General features: G+C 58.0%; 22 protein-coding genes. 9 read left to right on the top strand and 13 right to left on the bottom strand.

The genetic code is table 11. From position 1 onward, the window contains the following. Nucleotides 1-47: 47 nt before the first annotated feature. The gene (locus tag EOI86_RS16135; protein WP_127766179.1) at nucleotides 48-650 is read left to right on the top strand and encodes a hypothetical protein; all 603 of its coding nucleotides are present in this window, start codon (nucleotides 48-50) and stop codon (nucleotides 648-650) included. Here the strand turns inward: EOI86_RS16135 and hsdR are convergent. Genes hsdR through EOI86_RS16155 form a run of 4 tightly spaced genes read right to left on the bottom strand, consistent with a single transcriptional unit; the run spans nucleotide 638 to nucleotide 6,010 of the window. Continuing rightward, nucleotides 638-2,977 (bottom strand): EcoAI/FtnUII family type I restriction enzme subunit R, encoded by a 2,340-nt coding sequence (gene hsdR / locus EOI86_RS16140; protein WP_127766180.1) that lies wholly within the window; start codon nucleotides 2,975-2,977, stop codon nucleotides 638-640. The two genes, EOI86_RS16135 and hsdR, sit on opposite strands and share 13 nt — an antisense overlap. A gap of 27 nt (nucleotides 2,978-3,004) precedes the next feature. After that, nucleotides 3,005-3,328, bottom strand: coding sequence for a hypothetical protein (locus EOI86_RS16145; RefSeq protein WP_127766181.1), 324 nt, complete (start codon nucleotides 3,326-3,328; stop codon nucleotides 3,005-3,007). Nucleotides 3,329-3,344: 16 nt separating this feature from the next. Then, complete coding sequence (locus EOI86_RS16150) at nucleotides 3,345-4,523, bottom strand: restriction endonuclease subunit S (RefSeq protein WP_205032218.1); 1,179 nt, start codon at nucleotides 4,521-4,523, stop codon at nucleotides 3,345-3,347. A 38-nt stretch (nucleotides 4,524-4,561) separates the two neighbouring features. After that, nucleotides 4,562-6,010 (bottom strand): class I SAM-dependent DNA methyltransferase, encoded by a 1,449-nt coding sequence (locus EOI86_RS16155; RefSeq protein ID WP_127766182.1) that lies wholly within the window; start codon nucleotides 6,008-6,010, stop codon nucleotides 4,562-4,564. A gap of 192 nt (nucleotides 6,011-6,202) precedes the next feature. On the opposite strand from EOI86_RS16155, the gene EOI86_RS16160 reads away from it, so the two are divergent. Continuing rightward, complete coding sequence (locus EOI86_RS16160; RefSeq protein WP_127766183.1) at nucleotides 6,203-6,814, top strand: hypothetical protein; 612 nt, start codon at nucleotides 6,203-6,205, stop codon at nucleotides 6,812-6,814. Between the two features lie 169 nt (nucleotides 6,815-6,983). After that, nucleotides 6,984-8,129: a pentapeptide repeat-containing protein gene (locus tag EOI86_RS16165; protein WP_161973859.1), complete on the top strand. Its 1,146-nt coding sequence runs from the start codon at nucleotides 6,984-6,986 to the stop codon at nucleotides 8,127-8,129. Nucleotides 8,130-8,204: 75 nt separating this feature from the next. Here the strand turns inward: EOI86_RS16165 and EOI86_RS16170 are convergent, their stop codons facing one another. Together EOI86_RS16170 and EOI86_RS16175 are read right to left on the bottom strand one after the other, a co-directional pair. Then, nucleotides 8,205-9,416 carry a tyrosine-type recombinase/integrase gene (locus tag EOI86_RS16170; protein WP_127766185.1) on the bottom strand — a complete coding sequence of 404 codons (1,212 nt, stop codon included), beginning with the start codon at nucleotides 9,414-9,416 and terminating at the stop codon, nucleotides 8,205-8,207. Between the two features lie 249 nt (nucleotides 9,417-9,665). Further along, nucleotides 9,666-10,628 carry an alpha/beta fold hydrolase gene (locus EOI86_RS16175; protein WP_240035688.1) on the bottom strand — a complete coding sequence of 321 codons (963 nt, stop codon included), beginning with the start codon at nucleotides 10,626-10,628 and terminating at the stop codon, nucleotides 9,666-9,668. Nucleotides 10,629-10,761: 133 nt separating this feature from the next. Here EOI86_RS16175 and EOI86_RS16180 point away from each other — a divergent pair, with 133 nt between their 5' ends. Beyond that, the gene (locus EOI86_RS16180; RefSeq protein ID WP_127766186.1) at nucleotides 10,762-11,121 is read left to right on the top strand and encodes a MerR family transcriptional regulator; all 360 of its coding nucleotides are present in this window, start codon (nucleotides 10,762-10,764) and stop codon (nucleotides 11,119-11,121) included. A gap of 331 nt (nucleotides 11,122-11,452) precedes the next feature. Here EOI86_RS16180 and EOI86_RS16185 read toward each other — a convergent pair whose 3' ends face one another. The 3 genes from EOI86_RS16185 to EOI86_RS16195 form a co-directional block, all read right to left on the bottom strand. Further along, entirely contained in the window at nucleotides 11,453-12,370 is a 918-nt protein-coding gene (locus tag EOI86_RS16185) for a DMT family transporter (RefSeq protein ID WP_127766187.1), read from the bottom strand. A 104-nt stretch (nucleotides 12,371-12,474) separates the two neighbouring features. Continuing rightward, nucleotides 12,475-13,170: a CoA transferase subunit B gene (locus EOI86_RS16190; RefSeq protein ID WP_127766188.1), complete on the bottom strand. Its 696-nt coding sequence runs from the start codon at nucleotides 13,168-13,170 to the stop codon at nucleotides 12,475-12,477. Next, entirely contained in the window at nucleotides 13,167-13,889 is a 723-nt protein-coding gene (locus EOI86_RS16195) for a 3-oxoacid CoA-transferase subunit A (RefSeq protein ID WP_127766189.1), read from the bottom strand. Before EOI86_RS16195 ends, EOI86_RS16190 begins: the two co-directional genes overlap by 4 nt. Before the next feature lie 325 nt (nucleotides 13,890-14,214). On the opposite strand from EOI86_RS16195, the gene EOI86_RS16200 reads away from it, so the two are divergent. Then, the gene (locus EOI86_RS16200; protein WP_127766190.1) at nucleotides 14,215-15,114 is read left to right on the top strand and encodes an HNH endonuclease; all 900 of its coding nucleotides are present in this window, start codon (nucleotides 14,215-14,217) and stop codon (nucleotides 15,112-15,114) included. A 66-nt stretch (nucleotides 15,115-15,180) separates the two neighbouring features. Here EOI86_RS16200 and EOI86_RS16205 read toward each other — a convergent pair whose 3' ends face one another. Next, complete coding sequence (locus EOI86_RS16205) at nucleotides 15,181-15,615, bottom strand: MarR family winged helix-turn-helix transcriptional regulator (protein ID WP_127766191.1); 435 nt, start codon at nucleotides 15,613-15,615, stop codon at nucleotides 15,181-15,183. Nucleotides 15,616-15,688: 73 nt separating this feature from the next. On the opposite strand from EOI86_RS16205, the gene EOI86_RS16210 reads away from it, so the two are divergent. After that, complete coding sequence (locus EOI86_RS16210; RefSeq protein ID WP_205032220.1) at nucleotides 15,689-16,192, top strand: hypothetical protein; 504 nt, start codon at nucleotides 15,689-15,691, stop codon at nucleotides 16,190-16,192. On the opposite strand, the gene EOI86_RS16215 is transcribed toward EOI86_RS16210, so the two are convergent. Then, the gene (locus EOI86_RS16215) at nucleotides 16,140-17,315 is read right to left on the bottom strand and encodes a DNA alkylation repair protein (RefSeq protein ID WP_205032221.1); all 1,176 of its coding nucleotides are present in this window, start codon (nucleotides 17,313-17,315) and stop codon (nucleotides 16,140-16,142) included. The two genes, EOI86_RS16210 and EOI86_RS16215, sit on opposite strands and share 53 nt — an antisense overlap. Continuing rightward, on the bottom strand, nucleotides 17,278-17,586 hold the full coding sequence (locus EOI86_RS16220) for an antibiotic biosynthesis monooxygenase family protein (protein WP_127766192.1): 309 nt from the start codon (nucleotides 17,584-17,586) through the stop codon (nucleotides 17,278-17,280). Before EOI86_RS16220 ends, EOI86_RS16215 begins: the two co-directional genes overlap by 38 nt. Nucleotides 17,587-17,665: 79 nt before the next feature. On the opposite strand from EOI86_RS16220, the gene EOI86_RS16225 reads away from it, so the two are divergent. Then, on the top strand, nucleotides 17,666-18,403 hold the full coding sequence (locus EOI86_RS16225) for a helix-turn-helix transcriptional regulator (protein ID WP_127766193.1): 738 nt from the start codon (nucleotides 17,666-17,668) through the stop codon (nucleotides 18,401-18,403). A 17-nt stretch (nucleotides 18,404-18,420) separates the two neighbouring features. Here the strand turns inward: EOI86_RS16225 and EOI86_RS16230 are convergent, their stop codons facing one another. Further along, entirely contained in the window at nucleotides 18,421-20,022 is a 1,602-nt protein-coding gene (locus EOI86_RS16230) for a gamma-glutamyltransferase family protein (RefSeq protein WP_240035689.1), read from the bottom strand. 156 nt (nucleotides 20,023-20,178) lie between these two features. Between EOI86_RS16230 and EOI86_RS16235 the strand changes: the two genes are divergently transcribed. Both EOI86_RS16235 and ggt read left to right on the top strand, forming a co-directional pair. After that, on the top strand, nucleotides 20,179-21,198 hold the full coding sequence (locus EOI86_RS16235; RefSeq protein ID WP_127766194.1) for an arginase family protein: 1,020 nt from the start codon (nucleotides 20,179-20,181) through the stop codon (nucleotides 21,196-21,198). A gap of 151 nt (nucleotides 21,199-21,349) precedes the next feature. Beyond that, nucleotides 21,350-22,903, top strand: a complete 1,554-nt coding sequence (ggt, locus tag EOI86_RS16240) for a gamma-glutamyltransferase (protein WP_240035690.1) — start codon at nucleotides 21,350-21,352, stop codon at nucleotides 22,901-22,903. Nucleotides 22,904-22,913 lie beyond the last annotated feature (10 nt).

A 22,913-nucleotide genomic window follows, 5' to 3' on the forward strand; every position in this document is an offset into this window, starting at 1 on the left:
ACCCATGGTGTCGGACAAAGTTGAGGTGTAAATTGAGGTTTACCGACATGCGTCATTGGCTGGCAGGGGCCCTTTGTATTCCTTTATTTGTGTGCGGTTTTACCGCTTGGGCGGCGGAAGGTTCCCATTTGGCGGTCACAGATTCAGGGAGCAAAACCGAAGCAAAGATCTCCTCTTTGCTGCAGGAAAGGCTGGGCATTTCCTCGACGTTGCAGGCGGTCGGGAACGACCCTGAAAACCTGAGGGCGCATGCAACGTTTGACCCGGAGCCGACTAAAAAAATCCCGAGGATAACTTCCTTTGTCGATACAACGATCCTCGGTCGGGATGAAGAAAACACCCCTGTAAGTCAGGTGATAAGTTTTCTCAGCATCGCTGAAATCAACTGGATAGAACAGGTCGATGAGAAGAAGGTTTGGGCATGGCTCAATGCCTGGAACTCGAAAGTGCTACCGATTCACTTCTACCTTTCCAATGGTCGCGTTGTTGCCGCGACAAACCTTATGTCTACTCGATCCGATCCTATTTCGGAAGATCGAGCTGTATCCACTTTTCTAAATGTCGTTCAGATCTGGGAGCTCGTTATTGAGGATCTCCGGAAACACGAACTGATCCAGAGTTTTCCGAACAATTCTGGTCAGTCCGAATAGAGCGACGCCTGCATCGTGCGGAAGGCTCGGCGGACGGCATCCAGCCCACCGAGCTTTGCCTTGCTCTCGCCGACACTGCCATAGCGGGCTGTCAGGAAGGTTCCGAGCTTCTTTGTGGCCAGTTCGCTTTCTCCACGGTCCTCGTAGGCCGCGAGGATCGCCAACAGGAATTCCCTCATGTCGCCATCGGATTCTGCCAAACCGCCCGACCGCACGTGATCGGCGCGCTCATGCCGGGTTTTCGGTTCATTGGTGAACAGGATGTAGCTGAGGACATCGAAAAGGTCGCTGTCCGGCGCATCCACAAGCCTGCGGATGTCGTTCAGCCGGTCCGCGTCATAGCCACGGTCCGACAATTGATCCAGGAAGTGTTCCCGGTTGTCCGGGTCACTCCAAACTGCCCTTAGCTGATCCTCGTCAGCGACGATGCCGGATAGATCACCGAAGAGACGTTCGAGGAACTCCGCCGCTGAAATCGGCTTGCCTTCCGGGCTCCAATAAGTCGTCGTCGCGATGTATTTGATGCTTCGGGCCTTCCCGTCCGACAGTTTCACGATGGCTTTTTCACGGGGCGGCTCTTCAGGGCCAGGTCCATCCGGATCGGAAACGCCTCCCGGTTCTCCCGGCTCGACCGGCGGATAGATCGGCCCGCGCGGCGGTTCCGGGTCAAGCGGTTCGCCGTCCCATTCCGGGTCGTTGAAATTCTCATGCGCCTTCACGAAATCCCAGATCGTGAAGAAATCCTTCCCCTCATAGGTCCGCGTCCCCCGCCCGATGATCTGCTTGAATTCGATCATGGAGCGGATCGGGCGCATCAACACGATGTGGCGGATGTTCCGGGCGTCCACGCCTGTAGAGAGCTTCTGGGAGGTCGTCAGGATCGTCGGGATGGTCTTGTCGTTATCCTGGAAGTCGCGAAGGTGCTGTTCCCCCACGGCCCCGTCATCGGCGGTGACGCGGTGGCAGTAGTGCGGGTTCTTGCTGTCCTTCACCTGATTGATCAGGTCTCGCACCAAAGCCGCGTGGTCCTGCGTCGCGCAAAAGACCAAGGTCTTCTGGCGCTGATCGATCTGGCCCATGAACTCCTTCACCCGGCTCAATTCACGGTCTTCAATGATGATCCGCGTGTTGAAATCGCCCTCTTTGAAGGCTTCCCCTGCTTCGATCTCGCCTGCGACCAGTTCGTCGCTGCCGTCATAGACATACTCATCGATGGTGCTGGCCATTTGGCGCACCTTGAAGGGCGTAAGGTACCCGTCCTCGATCCCGTCGCGCAGGGCGTAGGTGTAGACCGGTTCGCCGAAATAGGCGTAGGTGTCCGCATTGTGCTTGCGCTTGGGCGTCGCCGTCAGGCCGAGCTGGGCGGCGGGCTCAAAATATTCCAGTAGCCGCCGCCATTCGCTCTCGTCCTTCGCCCCGCCCCGGTGGCATTCGTCGATCACGATGAAATCGAAAAAGTCAGGCGGGTATTGCGTGTAGACCGGCGCGCCTTCGCCGGTCATGCCCCCGTCAACCATGAAGGTCTGGAAAATCGTGAAAAACAGGCTCGCGTTCTTCGGAGGCTGGCCACCGTTCTTGCGGATCGTGTCGGGATCGATCCTGGTGATGGCGTCATTTGGGAAAGCGGAAAAGGCGTTGTACGCCTGATCGGCCAGGATGTTGCGGTCGGCAAGAAACAGGATGCGGGGGCGGCGTGTCGGCTCGCCGGAAAGGTTCCATTTGGCCTGGAACAGTTTCCAGGCGATCTGAAAGGCGATAGAGGTCTTGCCGGTGCCGGTGGCCAATGTCAGCAGAATGCGCCTGTCGCCTTTCGCCAGGGCCTCCAGGGCCGCTGTAATCGCCTTGTGCTGGTAGTAGCGCAGTTCCCATTTGCCGCCATCCGTCTCGAACTCCACGGCCCCGAAACGCTCGCGCCAGTCATTGTGGTCGGTAAAGGTGCGGTCCCACAACTCGTCGGGTGTTGGGAAGGGCAGGCTCATATCGCCTTCGATCCCCGTCCCCATGTCGATCTGGTACCAGTTCAGCCCGTTTGAGGCATAGGCGAAGCGCGATCCGAGCCGGGTGGCATAGTCTTTTGCCTGCCCCACGCCATTCCGGTGGCTGATACCCGCGCGTTTGGCTTCCAGCACGGCGAGCTTCTGGCCCTTGTGGATCAGTACATAGTCGGCGGACAGGCTGCGACCGCGCGTGCCACCCGCCTGGATGCGGCCTGGACAGATGACCTCCCGACGAACCTTAGAGCCGTTCTGCCCCCATCCTGCTGCTGCAAGGACAGGGTCGATCCGCTCGGCGCGGGTATCGGCTTCGGTTTCGTCGTGAATGCTCATCAGGGAACAATCATTGCGGGCTAAAATCTATAGTTTCAAGCCGTGTTTCTGTTCCAGGTGGCGCAACACTTCGTCCAGCGCCGTGATGATGTGCAGCCGGTTTGCACCGAAGGCGTAGTAGCCGGTGGACAAGATTTCGGGGGAGAGCCCCCGCGCGGGGGAGTACGACTTCCGCTTTTCTCCGTCCTGGTCGACGGTCGTCAGAGGGTAGCGAAAGGTTCGGCCTTCGCCATAGTATGCGCCACCCGGTCCCCAATTCTGGATGTTTCCGTTGTAGCAGTTGCTCCCGATGACATGCTCCAATTCGGCCAGCAGTTCGGCGCGTTTCTTGGTCATCTTCTGCCGTGCCATTGGAACTATCCTTTCTCTAGGTCAATTCGCCCGCGAAGGCTTTCTGCAAAAGGGATTGGCGAAGGTCGTTGAGGTCTTGGAGCTTTTTCGATGCGTTGCCGGCCAGCGTATCACATGCGGCACTCAATTCATCTGCCTGTGCAACCAATCGCCCTTGAACTGACAATGGTGGGAACGGGAAAAGCGCTTTCTTGGCCGCGCCAACATTGAAGTGCTTCTGAGCCGCCCCGACCGACGCGTCTGTAACCAGTTCTTTGCCATACGTAGAGTTAAGTAGCAGGGCCAGGAAATGGGGGTTTAAGTTTGGCCCTGTGCGCGCGATCACCAAGTCGGCACAATTGGCGACTTCCAAATCATCTGGAATAACCGCGCACGTTCCTGGATATCCCGTTCGAACAATCGCCACATCACCTGGCCTCAGTTCCGATTTGCCGAGTTCTTTGGTGAACTTTTCATCTATATATTTGACATCTTCTAGGTCGACCTTGAACGGACGGATATTCTGTGACCGAAGAAAAGGTGTCCCGGCTGACACGTACCTTTTGGCCATTGGGCCTACGTGCCCAACTGTGATTTTCTCGCAAAATTTTATGAGTTGCTCATGCTTCCAACTGGGGTCGGAATGTGTGAACAAATCAAAGAGATGGCTTTCAAACAACTCCCGCGCGTTTTGGAGGTTGGCTTCGGCGTGGGTGCGCGCGCGGGCCAGACCCTCGAAGGCCTCGTCCAGAACCGCAACAATTCGCTGTTGTTCTTCAAGTGGGGGGAGGGGAATGTCCAGTGAGCGGAATGACGTCTTGTTGAATTTCTTCTGAGCGGCGCCTGTTGAGATTTCGTCTATAAGATTTCTGCCTGCATCAGACTGAAAAAAGTAATGTAAAAAGTCGTTGGAAGTTGCCTTCTCATCTGCCCGGATAAGAATGGAGTTTGGCCCTAGTGTCATGGGCATTCCAACATCCGGAACTAGGAAGGCTTTTCCTGGATCGCCGACATTGGCCATAACTAGATCGCCAGGTTCAAGTTGGCTCTTGTTCAGAAACTCGTAAGCACTTTTTGAGACATACTTGTGGCGGCCATTCCAACCTTTTGCATGATCTGTATAGCGAACCAGCATAGCGAAACCTGGTTCATCTAGATATTCGACGTTTTCTTTGAGCGACGCGAAACTTCCATTCGCAACATAGTCGGTGACCAAGCAGCAGTCTCCGACCTTACCTGTATTCCACCCCGTCTTCACAGCATCCCCCGGATATTCTCCAGAATGTCAGCCGTCTCGGCATCGCGCGCCAGCATGTCGGCGATGATCTCTTCGGGGCTGCGCAGCGCCTCGGCCTCGGGCGCATTGGGGTTCTTGACCGACAGGTCGTAGGTGTCTTCGTCCAGATCCGCGCGGGTCACGATCCAACTTTTCGGCCCGTTCGCGCGGGTGCGTTGCAGTTCAACAAATTCCGCCAGATCGTCGTCGTTTAGTGGGTTGGTTTTTCCCATGCTGCGGCCAGGATCGAGCTGATAGAACCAGATGTCCCGGGTCGGTGCCCCCTTCTCGAAGAACAGTACCACGGTCTTGACCCCGGCCCCCTGGAATGTGCCTTGCGGGCAATCGAGGATGGTGTGCAGTTCCGCCGCGTCCAGCAGTTCCTTGCGCAGCGCGATGGAGGCGTTGTCGGTATTGCTGAGGAAGGTGTTCTTGATCACCACGGCGGCGCGCCCGCCTGCCTTCAGCTTTCGGATGAAGTGTTGCAGGAACAGATAGGCGGTCTCGCCCGTGCGGATCGGGAAGTTCTGTTGCACCTCCCGCCGCTCGCCGCCGCCGAAAGGGGGGTTGGCGAGAATAATGTCGTGGCGGTCCTTCTCCTGAATATCCATCACGTTTTCATTCAGCGTGTTGGAATGGACAAGGTTCGGGGCTTCGATCCCGTGCAGGACCATGTTCATGATGCCGATGATATAGGCGAGGCCCTTCTTTTCCTGCCCATAGAAGGTCTTGGTTTGCAGGGTTTCGTAGTCGGAGGCCGAGAGGCCGTCCGTCCGCATATAGTCATAGGCTTCACACAGGAAGCCCGCCGACCCGACCGCGCCGTCATAGATCGTCTCGCCGATCTTGGGGTCGGTGACCTTGATCATGGCCCGGATGAGCGGGCGCGGCGTGTAGTACTCGCCCCCGTTGCGGCCCGCATTGCCCATGCGGCGGATGCGGGTTTCATAAAGCTGGGACAGTTCGTGACGCTCGGCCTGTGTGTTGAATGACAGGCTGTCCACCTGCTCCAGCACGTCGCGCAGGATGTAGCCGGACCGGAACTTGTTCCGCAGTTCGGTAAAGACCTCGCCGATCTTGTAATTGATCGTTTGGGGACCGGTGGCGGACTGGCGGAAGGACGCGAGATAGGGGAACAATTCGCGGTCCACGAAGGTGATCAGGTCGTCGCCGATGCGCGCGGCGTTGTGATCGAACGCGCCGTCCTTCTTCGGCGCGGCCCATTTGTCCCAGCGGAAATCGCCGTCGATGATCGGGGTATAGTCCTCGCCATCCAGTTCGGCGCGGTCCCGGCGTTCGGCTTCCAGGTCGTGCAGATACTTCAGGAACAGCACCCATGAGGTCTGCTCGACATAGTCCAACTCGTTGGCAATGCCTTCTTCAGCCCGAAGGTCTCGTTCGATCTTGTTGAATGCGTTTTCGTACAATGGACCCTCGGCACTTGCGTATTTCGCTGGTTGGTTGGGATTTAATGTTAGTTATAGTTGCGGGTAGGCAAAAACGATTTGCACGGGAGAGGCAATAGTCGGCGATGGAGGGGCAGTACGTCCAGTCTCATATGAGTTTGGGATCGTATCATCGACCTTGCCGTTTTCGATGGTGCCGCAGGATCAATGGGAGTGTCTGAAAAAGTGTCTGGGAATAGATTGGACGCGCTGATCAAGCTGATCAATAAGCTCGAGAGCGTCAACGATGGGACGCACTCAATCTCAAAAGATCAATGCTATGACCTGCTACAAGCATTCTGCCGAGTGAAACCTCCAAAGACGCCTAAGGCTGAACACACTGTGGAGTTTATTATTCTTTCAAGCGGTGGTCGGCGAGGCGGAGTAAGCGTCAAGCCAGGCAACATAACGCTGAATTGGAGCAAACTCTTGGGAGCCCTTCCAGGCATTGTGTTGACTGGAGCCGGTGCGACCGCGAACGGATGGTTCATTTTCCTGGGTGCGCTAGTCATTTGGAAGGACTTGTACGCAACGAGTAAAGTGAAACTCGACCCGCCGCATGCCATAGCGATGTTAACTATGTGGGAAAACCATGATGGTAGCCGTCGAATCTCAGAAGACAAAGCTAGGCGGATGACCAACAAAGCACTCGCGAACTTGAATATGAATGAGCTCAGCGAAGGAACCTTTGCGCAGGTAGTAGATGATTTGTGTGAAATTGGTTGTATCACGCTTTCGGAAGGCGAAATTTGGCTACGCGAGTGGATTCGAAGGAATTGGCCATGAGGCCAATCTAGGCAGTTTGGGGTGTTCACCTACGCAATGGTGTTGAGCGGGCATTCTCTTGGACGACGTGTAAGAGCCCGGTTTCCCTGCAGAAAAATTGGGGAAGAAGGCGTATGCGAAACTAACGGCAAATCAGACGGAGGATATCGAAAGGGGAGAAATTTGGCCTTTGCATTTCACTATCTTGGTTGGGAAAGTTTTGTCGAGTTGCTACCCTAAAGCGCAAAGGAGCAGGGCAGTAGCAAATCCGGAACATCTGAAAAAGCTTAAAGAGGGTGTCGAGACTTGGAATGAGTGGCGTGAAAGTCTCGGCTATGACTTCACTCCTGATTTAACTGAGGCGGACTTGAGCGGGGCGGACCTTAGAGGGGCGGCCCTAGTCAAGGCGGACTTAACTAAGGCGGACCTGGGCGATGCGGACCTGAGTTGGGCGAATCTGAGCGGGGCTCTCCTGATCGGGACGGGCCTCAAAGGGGTAAATCTGAGCAGGGCGGACCTAAGAGAGGCGAATCTGATCGGGGCGACGCTGAGTTGGGCGGACCTGACCGGAACGAACTTGAGAGGGGCGAACCTGAGCGAGACGGACTTCGGAGCGGTAGATCTGACCGAAGCGAACCTTAGAGAGACTGACCTCAGAGGGGCGGATCTCAGAGAGGCACAGTTGATCCGAGCGGACCTCGGAGCGGCAGACCTGACCGGAACGGATCTGAGAGGGGTAAGCCTGCAAGAGGCGAACCTAATTGGGGTGAAATATGACACCTCAACCATCTGGCCGGAAGGCTTTACCCCGCCGGAACAAGATCCCGAACCTGCGCATAACCCTGTTGGTCAGGCCTCGCTGCCTAAGGTCCTCACCCAAACAGCAAAGGCCTTCGATCAAGGACAGACAGTTCGCTGGCTCATTGCCGGCGCCATCACGGAAACAAACGGTCAAATTGAAGATGAATTGAACGGCCTTTCCAACCTTCGGGACAAAATCCGGGAGCAGCAGGCGACAATCGAGAAACTCAGTAAGGCACTAGAGGCGGAACGGTCATCCGGAGTCCAGGTGAAGGCCGAAAACGAGGCACTGATAAAGAAGATTGAAACGCTTACCGATGAACTGAAGGGGGCGAGGGCCAATACTTTCACCAAGAAGGTCTTAGACAACGCGGCTAAGGGCCTTGGCAGTACGCTCGGCTTGGGAGTTGGGGCAGGTATCCTAGCATTGGCGAGTAACATGGACCTATTCATTGCCAGCCTTTCCGAATTGCTCGAACTCTTCAAGACCGCGAACGAGACGCTTCCCAATCCCAATGAGCCCCTGGACATTTAGGTCGGCTCTGGAATAGGGCGAAGTGCGACCAAACCCCGATTAGGGCGAGAGGGTTATACGTTGCTTACGACAACGTTATGCCAAGGCGACGATCTTTGACGTGTTCCTACTAAGCATTAGAAAAGTAGCCCACGCCTCCATCATCTTTGTCCGTTTCTGAAAAAGGTCTCCGCGCCGATAGGCTGCTTCGACCTTGTTTTCGATGACATGGGCCAGAGCCATTTCCGCCACGTCGCGTGGGAAGCTGGACACTTCGCCCGACCAATCTCGGAAGCTCGACCGGAAGCCGTGCGGAACGTAGGGGCCTTTCTCGCCGTCCACACCGTATCCCATGCCCCTCATTAACTGGAGCAGGGCCATGTTGGACAGAGGGCGACCGTGGCGGGAGCCTGGGAACAGATGTGGGTTTCCGGCAACGCGGGGTAGGCTCGAAAGGATCGAGGCTGCCTCGTCACTCAGAGGAACCCTGTGTTCCCGCCGAGCCTTCATTCGCGCCGCTGGGATGGTCCATACACGAGCGTCGAGGTCAATTTCGTCCCATGTTGCGTTCAACACCTCACTCGTTCTCGTGGCCGTCAAGATTAGGAATCGCAGGGCCTGCGCTGAAAGACTGCCGTTTTCCTTCAAAGCTTCCATGAAGTCCGGCAGTTCCGTATAGGGCATTGCCGGGTGGTGCGTGACCGTGCGAACCCGTGACGGCTTGGGAAGCAGCTTGTCCAGATGGCCGCGCCAGCGGGCCGGGTTGATCGGGTCCCGGTATTTCCGTGCGGCGGCGAAATCGAGGATGTTTTCGATTCGTCCCTGTATCCGCTTCGCGGTTTCGGTCTTCGTGGTCCAGAGCGGGGTGAGGATCTTAAGGATGTCTTCGGTGCCGATTTCGTCCACTTGGGCGGTTCCGATTGTCGGGCGGGCGTAGGTTTTCAGGGTGCTGACCCATTGCCGAGCGTGCTTGGCGTTCCTCCAGCCTCGCCGGTGGGCGCGGACGTATTGGGCGGCACAGGACGTGAAGCTCGGTATTTTCGCGGGCTCGACCTTCCGCGCCTTGATCGGGTCGGTGCCTTTCGCAGCCAGGCCCCGGTATTCCGTCGCCATTGTCCGGGCATCGCTCAGATCGACTGTCGGGAAACTCCCAAGCCCCATTTCCCGCCTTTTGCCCGCGAGGGTGTACCGGAAAACCCATTTGCGTGCGCCGGAAGCACTCACGACCAATCGCAACCCGCCACCATCTTCATACTTGCCGGGTGAGGCTGTCTCGACTTTGCGCGACGACAGTTTGTGGATGGCCATGGCGTCTCTCCAGTGATGCTTGGGACTATTCAGTCCCCCATTCGGTCCCCCAATTATATAGGACCTGATCGGACATCATTGAAGCCGGTAGGCTGTATCTATCAGAAAATAATTGAGAAATTACACTGACTGGATTGTATCGGACGAATTATCGGCGGACTGTCTCTCCGCCATTTTCCCGATCCAATGGACGTTCCGTATGTTGCGCCCGCGCCCGACTCCATGGGCGGGACGCCATGTCGCCAGCGATTAATCCGACGAACCGCTCAGAAATGCCCGAACTTGGTTGGCAAGCAAATCGGGCTGTTCCATCGGCGCTAGATGCCCTGTTGGAAGCTCCGCGTAGCGCGCATTCCGAATCGCGACCGCGAGCGCTTTGGCATGTGCCGGGGGTACCATGTGATCGTGCGTACAGCCGGTCACCAAGGTAGGCGCTTCGATTCGGGGCAGAATATCTTGAATGTCCATCCGCAGATCCAAATCGACCTGCCGTGCCATGCCGTCCCAATCAGCCCCTGCAAGTGTCTCCTCCACTGCGGAGGCGACACCGTCTACCCCCCATGACGCCAGTGCATCCGGGCTGAACCCGGTCAGCAGCACCAAGCGTGCCATGGCATGACGGTCTCGGGCGATCAAATCGCGCCATAGCTCGAATTCCAGTTTCAGCCGGGCATCCGGCGAGGCATAGCCGGCCAGCAGTATCAGCGAAACGACACGGTCGGGATGATCCGCCGCAATTTTAGCCGCAATCGCTGCGCCGAGGGAAAATCCCAACAAGTGCACCTTCCGCACCCCCAGGGCATCCATGGTCGCGAGGACTTGGTCGGCGAGATAGCTCACCGTCAAAGCCCTGCCGTCATCGACCGTGGCGCCGGATCCCGCATAGTCCGGCCGGATGACTGTGTAGTCGTCGGAGAGTAGGGCGGTCAGTGCCGCGAAATTGGACTCTCCGTCCCCGCCGGTTCCATGGACCAGCACCAGCGCGGGTCCCTTGCCATCTTTTCGATAGGCGATTCTAGCCCCGTCATGGGTCGTGAAGTTCATTTCCTGTTTTTCGATCATGGTAGCGTGTTCCAGGGTTTGGGTATTAAGCAGCGCAGATTTCGCCAAGATGGGAAAGGCCGAGGGGAAAGCAGTGGCAATGCCGAGGGTCGCCCCTTTGGTAAGGAGCAGCCTTCTAACGGGCGACAAAACAGAGTTCGACATGCTCATGTCGCATATCCCGGAAAAAGGAATATACGAAGAATAGTGTAGTCAGTTGTTTTCATGAAACTTCTCCTGCCTTCTCTTATGTCGAAGTAAAGGCTAAACTCTTACAGCGCTGTTAGAGTCAAGGAGGTTGCCAATGCAAATCGGAACGCTTTCCAAACGGACCGGCGTGAGTGTGCGCATGCTGCGCTACTACGAGGAGGAGAACCTTCTTGCGCCTGCGCGGCGCGCTTCTGGATACAGAGACTACGACTCCGCGGATGAAGACACGGTTCGCAAAATTCGTCTCCTCAGTGAGGCCGGTTTGAAACTGGATTTTATCCGTCGATTTCTCCCCTGCGTTAGTGGGGATAAACCGGACTTTGATCCCTGTCCCGATCTACTGGCTTCGATGCGGCAGGAAGTTTCTGTCCTTGAAGGCCGTATCGGTGATTTGAACAAGAGCCGGGACATGCTCGTGCATTTTCTGCACTCTATGGACAGCGTCCCAAGATAGCAGCAAAGACAGCCAGGACGGGAAGCTGCACAGCTGAGGATTTCATGTATTGCGGCCAGGGGCGTGTGCGGGGCCTACCTTTCGGGCGACAGTGCGATAGGCGCGAAGTTTCCCGGCCCAATGAGCTTGGACGGCAAGCCGCCTTGCGGGTGCATCGACACCATTGCCACGGACTGGTCCCTTCCCAGATTGTTTGTTCCGGAGCCATGGCATCAGCCGCGGCATCTCCGGCGCGATCAAATCGCCGGTGCGCTACATCCCGTTCGGGTTCGCCCCGGTCATTACCTTCAAGTCGATGGGGCTGATATCCGGCAGCATTTTGTGACACCCGCTATGGGGTTGTGATCGGGGGCGGTTTGCGCCGTTTTCCGGAAACGGCATTGCCGACAATGGCGGCAAGCAGAACCGTGCCGCCGATCAGTGTATTGACGGCCGTCGTTTCACCCAGGAATAGCCACACCCATAATGGACCGAGCAGCACTTCCGCGAGGGACAGCAGGGCGAGTTCCGCCGCGGGCAGGCTACGCGAGCCGAGGGTATAGAGGATCAAACCCGCGCCGACCTGAAACACACCCATGCCCATCGAGATGGCCCCGTCCTGCATGCTGAGTGCGATCGGCACGCCCAGATACAGGCAAATCCCGGACGTGATGGCGATGGCGAACAGCCCGGACAGGAAAACCGATGGCAACATTTCCCCGGACCGGCCCCAGCGCAGGGCCACGGTGAAGGCGGCAAAGCCGAAGGCCGACCCCATAGCCGCAAGGCTTCCCGCCAGCACGACGCTGCCGGATTTGTCCGCGGCCATGATGCCGATGCCGGCGATGGCGGCGGCAATCGCGATCCAGGTTGCCGTGCGGACGGGTTCGCGCAGAACGACCCACCCCAAAACCGCAGTCATGAACGGCGCCGTCGCGAAGAGCAGCATGGCATTCGCGACCGACGTGGTCTGGATGGCGTAAATCCCGCCGGAATAGGCTGCCACCAACGACAGCCCCGCGATCACGGCCGGAAAACCGATCCGTCGGATCTGGGCGAAAGGGCTTTCGCCTGAACGCAAGCGGATGAGGACATAAAGGAACAGCGACATGCTGATCGAGCGATAGAGCAGGATTTGCCAGACCAATGCATCTTCGATCAGGCGAATGCCAAGCCCGACCGTCGACCAAAGGACCCCGGCGGCGAACACGAACAGGATGCCATATTTATGGGCATCAGCCTTGGGTGAGGAAAGATCTGCGGCGGTCATCGGGGATCCATGCAAAAAAGAGGTGCGCCGGACTTTAATGGCGCAAGGGACGCCGGTCTCCCCTTTTCAGCATTCGCGCCTACGCGGCCCCGGGCCTCTAGGCGTCAATCGGCAAGGTCCGGGGTGATCAGGTCGCCGGCCGTGTCCTTGCCCGTCAATTCCGCGCCGGTCATCGCCTGCAAATCGTCGAAGCTGATATCCGGCAGTTTTTCATGCAGAACGAAACGGCCATCCTTGATGTCGACCACGGCGAGCGAGGTGTAAACGCGGGTTACGCAGCCCACACCGGTCAGCGGGAAGATGCACTTTTCCACCAGCTTCGGCTTGCCGTCCTTGGTGACATGTTCGGTCAGGACCGCGACGCGTTTCGCGCCGTGCACCAGATCCATCGCGCCGCCGACGGCGGGAACGCCCTTGGACCCGACGCGCCAATTCGCCAAGTCGCCATTCTGGGAGACTTGGAACGCCCCCAGGATCGCGACATCCAAATGTCCGCCCCGGACCATGGCGAAACTGTCGGCATGGTGGAAGAAGCTGGCGCCGGGTTTCAGGGTGATCGCCTTCTTACCGGCATTGATGAGGTCCCAGTCCTCCTTGCCCTTCTCTGGCGCCTGGCCGAAGCCGAGCACGCCGTTTTCTGTGTGGTAAATCGCCTCTCGCCCTTCGACCTGGTATTGCGCGACCAGTTCGGGAAAGCCGATGCCCAGATTCACATAGGCGCCGTCTTCGATGTCCTGCGCCGCGCGCCAGGCGATCTGCGCCTTGTTCAGTTTGGGAAAATTCTCGCCAGTCTGTGTCATTCGTAAACCGCCCCCTCGCGGACAAGGACTTCTTCCTGTTGCGGGTTCGAAACCTCGACCACGCCATCCACGAAAATACCCGGTGTCACGACGTTTTCCGGATCGATCGCGCCCGGTTCGACAAGGTGGGAGACCTGCGCGATGGTCTTCTCGGCCGCCATGCACATCAGCGGATTGAAATTCCGTCCCGCAAGGCGATAGGTCAGATTACCGTATGTGTCGCCCAGCTCGGCTTTGACGATTGCGACATCCGCTTTCAGCCAGCGTTCCTGGACATATTCGCGGCCGTCAAATTCGCCCACCGGCTTGCCCTCGGCCAGTTCGGTCCCGACGCTTGTCGGCGTATAGAAGGCGGGTATCCCGGCCCCGGCCGCCCGGATGCGTTCCGCCAGAGTGCCCTGCGGCACCAGTTCCAGTTCGATCTCACCGGCCATGTATTTTTCGGTGAAGGCGCGCGGGTCCGACGACCGTGGGAAGGAACAGATCATTTTCGCGACCATCCCGGCATCGATCATCGCCGCGATGCCGATCTTTCCGTTACCGGCATTGTTGTTGACGACGGTCAGGCTCTTGGGGTGGCCGGTTGCCTTGAAACGGTCGATCAAGGCGTGGATCAACTCGATCGGCGCGCCGGACCCGCCAAAGCCGCCGATCATGAGAACCGCGCCATCGTCGATTTCCGCTACGGCGTCGGAAAGACTGGCGATTGATTTGTCCATCTCTTCCTCTCTATTGCGTCGGGTCTCTCCGGTATGACCGGGTGCCCTGTTGCGCAAATGGAATACCGCTCGGCGGACCTGTTCTCAAGGGGGCGGTTAGGCACAGCTGAATTGGCGCAGGGTGTTCGCTGATGAACTTCCTCTGGCTTTGTTGTCTGAGAAGTAAATGCCCGGAGCAAAAGTGTGGTGCGATTTAATGCAATTGCCCGTAGGATTTTCGTTCCTGCATAGCGTTAAAGTGGTGTTGGTTGGTGAGGCGGAGATGGTCCCACTCGTTGCTTGGACTTCGAGTGATTGAGCCGTGTATTGGGGAGTGGGTAAAAGGATGGGTCATTGTGTATTTATGCTGCGTCCAGACTCTGTCTACGATGACAGCCCCGCGGAAAGGTACCAGTTTCCAAAGCAATACTTAGGGCGCGCGCAAGAATCCGTCGGTGATTGGATTCTTTATCTTGAGCCTCGAAGAGTGCCCAACTCTCGAGGATACTACGCGATTGCGCGTGTCGTCGGAATTTCACCGGACAGTTCAGCAGAGGGACTGTATCTGGCGCAAATAGAAGCCGGCAGCTACCTAGAATTCGCGAATTCGGTTCCCTTCAACGAGCAAGGCGTTCCTGTTGAGCGCGGTTTACTCAATGAATACGGAAAACTGTCAGGGCGTGCCCAAGCCGCGGTCCGACCGATCTCATCGGCTGACTTCCTGAGAATTATCGAGAGAGGATTGGGACGATTCGATCCGGTTTTGCCGCGCATAGACTTTGCCCCAATGCCGGATGGTTTGTCCGACGGAATAGAGCCATTCGTCTTTGAGTCTGATCGCGAGAGGATTGGTCATTTTGTGAGCCGGCCCGTGAGAGACCGTGCGTTCCGCCGCGTTGTCCTCCGCGCTTACGAGGAAAAATGCGCTTTCACCGGATTGAAGTTCATTAATGGCGGCGGTAGAGCTGAAGTTGATGCTGCCCATATCCGGCCGGTGGAACACAATGGCCCAGACACTATTCAGAACGGACTAGCTCTTTCTGGAACCGCGCATTGGATGTTTGATCGTGGCTTGATCAGCCTTTCCAATGACCATGAGATATTGATCTCGCGGCAGGTAAATGATGTGGATAGCGTCAAGTCATTCATCAACAAAGACGGAAAGGCAATTCTGCCTAAGCGCAAGGCAGACTGGCCACATCCTCACTTTCTTGAATGGCATCGTGGCAATTGTTTTAAAGCTTAGCCTATCCACAAGTCGCCACTGAAAAAGGGACTCTGCATAAGCAGGTATTTGGCTTGCCCATGACCGCTATCGAGAATGATCAAGGGTAGCTACAACTCTCCGCATCAAATCCATGAACTGTTTTTGCTGCCCCGGTGACAGCCCGGCGAGGGCCTTGGCGTTTACCGCGTTGGCTGCGCCGGTCGCCTTGGTTTCCAGGGCGCGGGCCTTGTCGGTCAGCCATATTCGCTGAACGCGCCCGTCGGTTTCGTCACGCCGGCGGGTGATCAGCCCGTCGCGCTCCATACGGGAGAGCGTGTTGGCCATGGTCGGTTGCTCGATTTCCAGCGCGTCGACCAAGTCCCGTTGGGTCACGCCGTCCTTTTCCCAAAGCATGAGCAAGGCGGGGAAAACACCCGTGCCGAGGCCCAGGGGCCGGATGCCCGCTTCCAGGTGCCGGGCGAACAGCCGCGCCATCAGATTGACGACATATCCCGCCGAGTTTTTGCGATCGAAAGTCATGCAACAGATAAGCATTGCATAGCATACTATGCAATAATATATAGCATACTATGTAAATAACTGGAGCTTCGCCATGACCAAATTCATTCACCCCGTGGCCGGCGCTGTTGCACTGCTCGTCATATCGACTTTCTGGCTCGCGACCATTGCCTCCGAGGCCTTCCTGGCCATGGACACGGTGATCGCCGTAAAAACGACGATACCTTACGGTTTCATTTTGCTGGTCCCGGCTTTGGCGATGACTGGCGGGAGTGGTTTCAAACTGGCCGAGGGGCGCCGAACCGACCTTATCGCCACGAAAATCGCGCGTATGCGTTTCGCTGCCATCAACGGCCTGTTTGTGTTGATACCGTCGGCTCTGTTCCTCGCCTACAGGGCCGAGGCAGGCCTGATCGACGGTTGGTTCTACGGGGTTCAGGGAATCGAGTTGCTGGCGGGAAGCGTAAATATCTGCCTGCTGGGATTGAACATGCATGACGGGTTTGCGCTTGGCAGGACGCACGGACGCCGGAACGGCGAAACGCTCAGTCCGGAATATGAAGGTCGAAGAGCGCGTCGCCGAAATCTTTCCCGTTAATGCGTAAGTTCAGGTGTTGGATGCCGGGATAGTATCGTCTGGTGGTAATCGGCCGGACCTGGATTTTCTTTCGGAACAGAGCTTCGCCGTTCGGCGGAAGGTCGATGCTCGATCCCTTGAACACCTTTTCCGAAAAACTGCCGTTTGCGCGCAGAAAGCGTGCGACGTAATCGATGACCAGGGATTGCGGCACCTGCGCCGTTGAGACGATCCGCGCGCTCAATTCGATGCTCTCGCCAAGCGTGATCCGTTGAGGGGAAACGGCGATATCTTCGACACTCAGTTCCGGCGGGGCATGGCCGAATACAGTCAGAACATCCGGGTTGCCGGCCTTGATCAGGCTTCGGCACGCATGACGGATCAGTTTTCGGCGCGTGTCGTCCGCCCCCTTCATCCAATCCGCGGCCAGATCCGCCACCAGGGCCGGGTGGTCCTTGGATATATCGTTCAGATGGTTCGCGACGGACCGCCTTACATACTCCGACGGATCGTCACGCAGCCGGTGCAGCAAGGGCAGGGCAGGGGTGGGGTCGGCAATCAGGCGCGGCAGTTGTTGGGCCCAGGGCAGGCGTGGCCGTGTGCCTTCCGACACAAGCCGCCGGACGGCCGGGTCGGGGTCGTCCAGCCAGCAGGACATGATGCTCAATACGCGGTCCTGATCGTGGATCAGCGGATAGCGAATGCCGAATTCGGAAGAGAACCGCTTGGTCATGTCCTTCAACAGGTCCAGGGTCACGTCCAAGTTGTCCAATCCATGTCGACCGGCGACCAGGCTCAAGGGCCATATGGCGAAGCCGCGCATGCCGGTGTCATCGCTCGTCTGCTCCGGCGAATTGCCCTGTTGCGGATGCAGGACCGCTCGCAATATCGACGACCGGGCCTTTATTTCAGGGGGTAGATGGCGCAAAAGGCCGTCTGCAACGCGGTCTACCCGCGCCTTCAACTCCAGACCTTCCAGCCCGTCCAAGGCTTCGGACAGGAACACACCCTCATCAAAAGCGGGCCAGTTTTTCCTGATATGGCCCGACAGCAGTTTTACCAGCGATGGGGAGATTGAATTCTTGAACGGTTCCATGCTGTCGGCCTCACCCGCCATAGCTTGATAGGATAGGGTGCGGACCATGGCCTTCATCCGCATCCATGATCGAAAAATAATCACGGCAGGCCGGTGAACGCGAAAGCTTGGTCAGGACCGCCTCCGCAGCCTCCCGCCGTTCCCAGCGAATGATGTCCGCATAGCCACGGTCGCCCAGCCGTACCAGATCGCGGCTCAGATATCCCGGCTGGTTGGACAGAAACTCGTTTTGAAACCGGTCTGACGCGGCGACCAACTCGTCTTCGCTGACATCGGCGGCGAGTCGGATCTTGGCGATCTCGATGACGGGGTTTGCCATTCCATGTCTCCTTCACACTAGGCTAAATTCTGACCCGATTTGTATTCTTAAATATGTCATTATGTGTCATATTTGTTGAATGATCCGCACCACGACCCATTCCCATCTGGACAGGCTGGACCTGCTGACGACCCGGCTGAAATCGGACGAACCCTTGGTCCTGAAAGACATCGCTGAGGAGATGGGCGTCAGTGTCCGCACCTTGAACCGCGATATCGCCATCCTGCGGGAAAGGGGCTTGCCGATTGAATCGGATCGCGGCCGCGGCGGTGGCGTGCGTCTGAATTGGCGTTGGGGTATCGGTCGAATGGCGTTGAGCTACCGGGAGGCCGTGGACCTTCTGGTCAGCCTCGCCATCGTGGAGCAGATGAAATCACCGATCCTGATGGCGAACCTGGCGCCGGTACGGCGAAAGGTCATGGCATCCTTTTCTCCAACGGATCGCCACCGTGTTCAAAAGCTGAAATCGCGCATCCTGATCGGACGCATGGCTTCCGTCGACGTGCAGGGGAATTACACGCCGCCGCAATCTGGAATCATGGAACGATTTCACGAGGCCTTCCTGCTGATGAAGGCGGCGGAAATCGACTACCGGGACGACAAGGGCAAGCGGACACGGCGCCGGATTGAACCGCATTTCCTGCTGCTCAATTACCCTATCTGGTACGCGCTATGCTGGGACCATCTTCGTCAGGATATCCGCACCTTCCGATGTGACCGAATGCGGTCGGTCACCTTGGTGGAGGATACGTTTCGAATGCGCCCCTATGCAGACTTCAAGGCAGCGCTCTGCGATGCAGATCTTGTCCTGCCCTGATCCGTTGCAGTGCGGCTCTAGAGCCCCGCGGCGCTGCCGTCGCAGCGGGGGTCGCTGGCCCCTTCGATCAACCCTGTGGGATGCCACAGCAGCGCACCGGCATGGCCCATGACTTCCTCGAACGGGCCGACCGGATCGATCGCATGTCCCGCCTTGCGCAAGGCCTCGATGACGGTTGGGTCGAAACGGTTTTCGATCCGCAGGCTTGTCGTGGTGTCGCCCCAGGTCCGGCCTAGCAGCCAGCGCGGCGCGGATATCGCTTCTTGAAGGTCCATGCCGTGGTCGACGACGCGGGTATAGACCATCGCCTGGGTTTGCGGCTGGCCTTCGCCCCCCATCGTCCCGTAAGGGAAGACACGGCCATCGGGTAGTTCCGCCATTGCCGGCTGAATGGTGTGGAACGGGTAACGTCCGGGTTGCAACGGGTTCACCGCGGCCGGGTCCAGGCTGAAGCTGACGCCCCGGTTCTGCCAGGCGATACCGGTTTGCGGCAGCACCACGCCGGAGCCGAACTCCCAATAGATGCTCTGAATGAAGCTGACCGCAGTCCCGTCCTTATCGACGGCGCCAAGCCAGACCGTATCGCCCTTCGGCGAGGCATCGGGCCAGGGGGCGGCGGTATCCATCAAAATCGGTTTTGCCAGCGCTTCGATATTCGTCTCGGACAGTAATTGCATCGGGTCCGCGCCCATATGCGCGGGGTCGGTGACCTTGCTGTCGCGCACCCGGAAGGCTGCCTTGGTCGCCTCGACCAGACCATGGACATAGTCGAATGTCTCCGGCGCGGGTTTCGGAAGCTGGTTTTGAATCGCTAGAAGCAGCAGGGAGGCAAGGCCCTGGGTGGGTGGCGGCATATTGTAGATGACCGCGCCGTTGCGATTGATGGAAAGCGGGGGCAGGACTTTTGCCGAATAGGTCTCCAGGTCCGAAAGCGTGACCGGGCTACCCGCCGCCTGCAGGTCTGCGGCGATGTCCCGCGCCAAGGCGCCGCGATAGAAACTGTCCAAGCCTTCCTCGCCCAGCCGCCGCAAGGTTCCGGCCAGGGCGGGCAGGGAAAATTTCCTTCCCTCGGTCAACGGGGCGCCGTGATCGGTGAAGTGCTGGGCGAATCCGGGCTGGTCCTTCAATTCGGGGAATTTCTGAGCGCAGTTCCGCGCCAGGGTTTCCGGAACCGGGAACCCGTTTTCGGCATGAAAGGCGGCATCTTCCATTAGGCGTGGCAGGGCCATCCCGCCGCCCAGTTTGGTTTGGCTGACTTCCAGCGCCTTGGCCCAACCGGAAACGGTTCCGGCAATGGTCAATGCCGCCAGCGGGCCGCGTTTGGGAATTTCAGTGAGGCCCTGGCCGGTATAGAAATCGGATGACGCCGCCTTTGCCGCCGGCCCGCTTGCCGCGATCCCGACGACTGGACCGTCTTTCGGGCGGATCAACCAGAACCCGTCCCCGCCCAGCGCGTTCATATGCGGGTAAACGACGGCGATGGTCGACGCCGCGGCCACCATTGCCTCGACCGCGTTGCCACCGTCGCGCAACACGCGCCGGCCGGCTTCCGCAGCCAGATGATGCGGGGCGACAACCATGCCGCCATAGGATTGCCGCGCCGTTTCGGAGACGTTCATCGCTTACTCCCGCCGGAAATGTTCCGGAATAAAGATCATTCAGAAGGCGAGACGCTACCGATATTGCCGCTGGGCTGCAATCGGGTGAAATCACGTGCGGACCATGCTACCCAGTTATTGGTATCGCAATGGCCGCGACTTGAAGGGGGACCAGCAATGACGGACGAGATCGAACAACGCCGCAAGGAATCGGAAGCTTGGTATTGGTGGGGGATTCCGACATTTTTCCGCTGCCCCTGGAATGTCGACCCGGAAGCTTGCGACATTGCCCTGGTCGGTGTGCCGCATAGTACCGGGAACGGATCGACGGAACGGGACCAGCATTTGGGGCCGCGCGCGGTGCGCCATGTTTCAGGCTATTACCGCCGCGCCCATGGGGTTCATGGGTTTTCCCCGTTCGAGGCGGTCACCTGCCACGACCTGGGTGACGTGCCCTTGCCAGAGGCGAATAACAACGAGGCCTGTGTCCGGGATATCGAAGTCTTCTACAAGACCTTGGACGCGGCCGGGACATGCCCGGTTTCCGTCGGCGGGGACCATGCGATCACGGGGCCGATCCTGAAAGCCATCGCGGGCGCGGGCAGCAATGTTTCCAAAGGTGAAAAATGCGCGCTCGTTCATTTCGACGCCCATACGGACAGCTATGAGAATATGGAGCATTGGTTGGGTGCCCGGAAATCCGCGGCACATTGGGCCGCCTATACGGTCCGGGAAGGCGCGGTGGATGCCGAGGCCAGTTCCCAGCTTGCCATCCGGGGTCATCCGTCCGCCAAGATCCATACCGAAAAGGTCGGCGGTAAGAGCACGGAATTGGGCTACCGCGTTATTCCGATGCAGGAAATCGATGATATCGGCGTCGAGGAGACGATCCGTATCGTCCGTGAAAGGGCCGGCGACAAACCGGTCTATGTCACTTTCGACCTGGATGCCATGGACCCTTCGGTCGCGCCCGGGGTGGCGAATATCGAACCCGGTTTCGGGGGCTTGTCGATCCGGCAGGCGACCAAACTGTTGCAGGGATTGAAGGGGCTCAACGTCATCGGTGGGGATGTCGTCTGCCTGATGCCGACCAAGGACAACCCGAACCAGATCACCGCGCAGGTCGCCATGGTCATCGCTTTCGAAATTTTATCCTTGGTCGCGTATCACAAAACGCAGATGTGTGAGGGGGCGTAGTAGCGTGCGCCTCTATTTCGACGGGGATGAGCAATAAAGCTATGATGCGCAGCGGCATTTCCATTCGGCCCCGTTCGCCCTAGTTTCGCTGCTGCTGAATCAATGCGTGGAGTTGTCGGTGAGAGACTTTCATTTTCCTGGGCGGTCCGCGGTGCATGCACAGAACGGCATGGTCGCGACGTCGCATCCGCTTGCATCCCAAACGGCGCTGCAAATCCTGAAAGATGGCGGCAATGCCATTGATGCGTCGATTGCGGCGGCGGCCGTGCTGGCGGTTGTTGAACCGCAGATGACCGGTATCGGCGGCGATTGTTTCATCCTGTTCTGTTCGAAAGGCAGCTCGGATGTGAAAGCCTATAACGGGTCCGGACGATCCCCGAAGGCGGCGACGCTTGCGCATTATCAGGAACTGGGCGTTCAGAAAATAGAAGCCACTTCCGTCGATGCCGTTACCGTGCCGGGCGCGATTGAAGCGTGGTCCCAGGTGCATGGCGACTACGGATCGAAGGATTTCGGTGCACTGTTCCAGGATGCTATCGGCTATGCCCGCAACGGCTATCCGGTCCATGCGCGCGTCTATAACGACTGGCGGGAGATTGAATGGCTCCTGAAGTCGCGCGATGCGATCGGCAAGGTTTTTATGCCCGGCGGGACTCTTCCGAAAGAGGGCGATATCCACCGGCAGGAAAAGCTGGCGGATACGATGACGACCATCGCCGAAAAAGGCGCTGCTGGCTTCTATCAGGGGCCGGTGGCTGAGAAGATGGTGGAAACATTGCGGGCGCTGGGCGGGTTGCACAGCCTGAATGATTTCGCCGCACTCAAAGGCAATTACGTCACACCCGCCAGCACGAATTACCGGGGCTATGACGTTCACCAAGTGCCGCCGAACAACCAAGGCATCACGGCGCTGCTGATGTTGAATATCCTGGAAGGCTTCGGGATCAGTGATCTCGATCCGCTTTCCGCTGAGCGGATGCATCTTGAGATCGAAGCGGGCCGCATCGCCTATTTGATGCGCGACCAATATCTGGCCGATCTGGACAGCATGACCGTCACGCTTGAGCAGTTGTTGTCGAAATCCTGGGCCGACGAGCTGCGCAAAAAAATCTCGCCGGAAAAGGCGATGACCGATATCGGCGACCTTGGTTTGGAAACGTCCGACACGGTCTATCTGTCCGTCGTCGACAAGGACCTGAATGCGGTCAGTTTCATTAATTCGGTCTATCATTCCTTCGGGTCGGGCCATCTTTGCCCGCAGACGGGCGTCGTTTTCCAGAACCGCGGAAGTTCCTTCAACCTCAACCCCGATCATCCCAACTGCATCGGGCCGGAAAAGCGGCCAATGCATACGATCATGCCGGGAATGATGACCAAGGGCGACAAGGTCGCGATGTCCTTCGGCGTCATGGGCGGGGACTATCAACCCTTCGGCCAGTGCCGGGTCGTCAGCGATGTTGTCGATTTCGGGTTGGACGTGCAGGCCTCCATCGACAATCCGCGTGTCTTCGCGCGCGGCGCGCAGGTGGATGTGGAACGCAGCGTCCCGGCGGCGGTGCTGCAGGGGTTGAGCGCAATGGGCCATACGATGAAACTCGCCAATGGTGCGCTCGGCGGCGGTCAGGCGATCTTCATCGATCACGACCGCGGTGTGCTCACCGGCGGATCAGACCCCCGGAAAGACGGATTGGCGATCGGGTTTTAGCCCTTATCAG

Source organism: Hwanghaeella grinnelliae (genome assembly GCF_004005845.1).
Taxonomy (GTDB): Bacteria; Pseudomonadota; Alphaproteobacteria; order UBA8366; family Aestuariispiraceae; genus Hwanghaeella; species Hwanghaeella grinnelliae.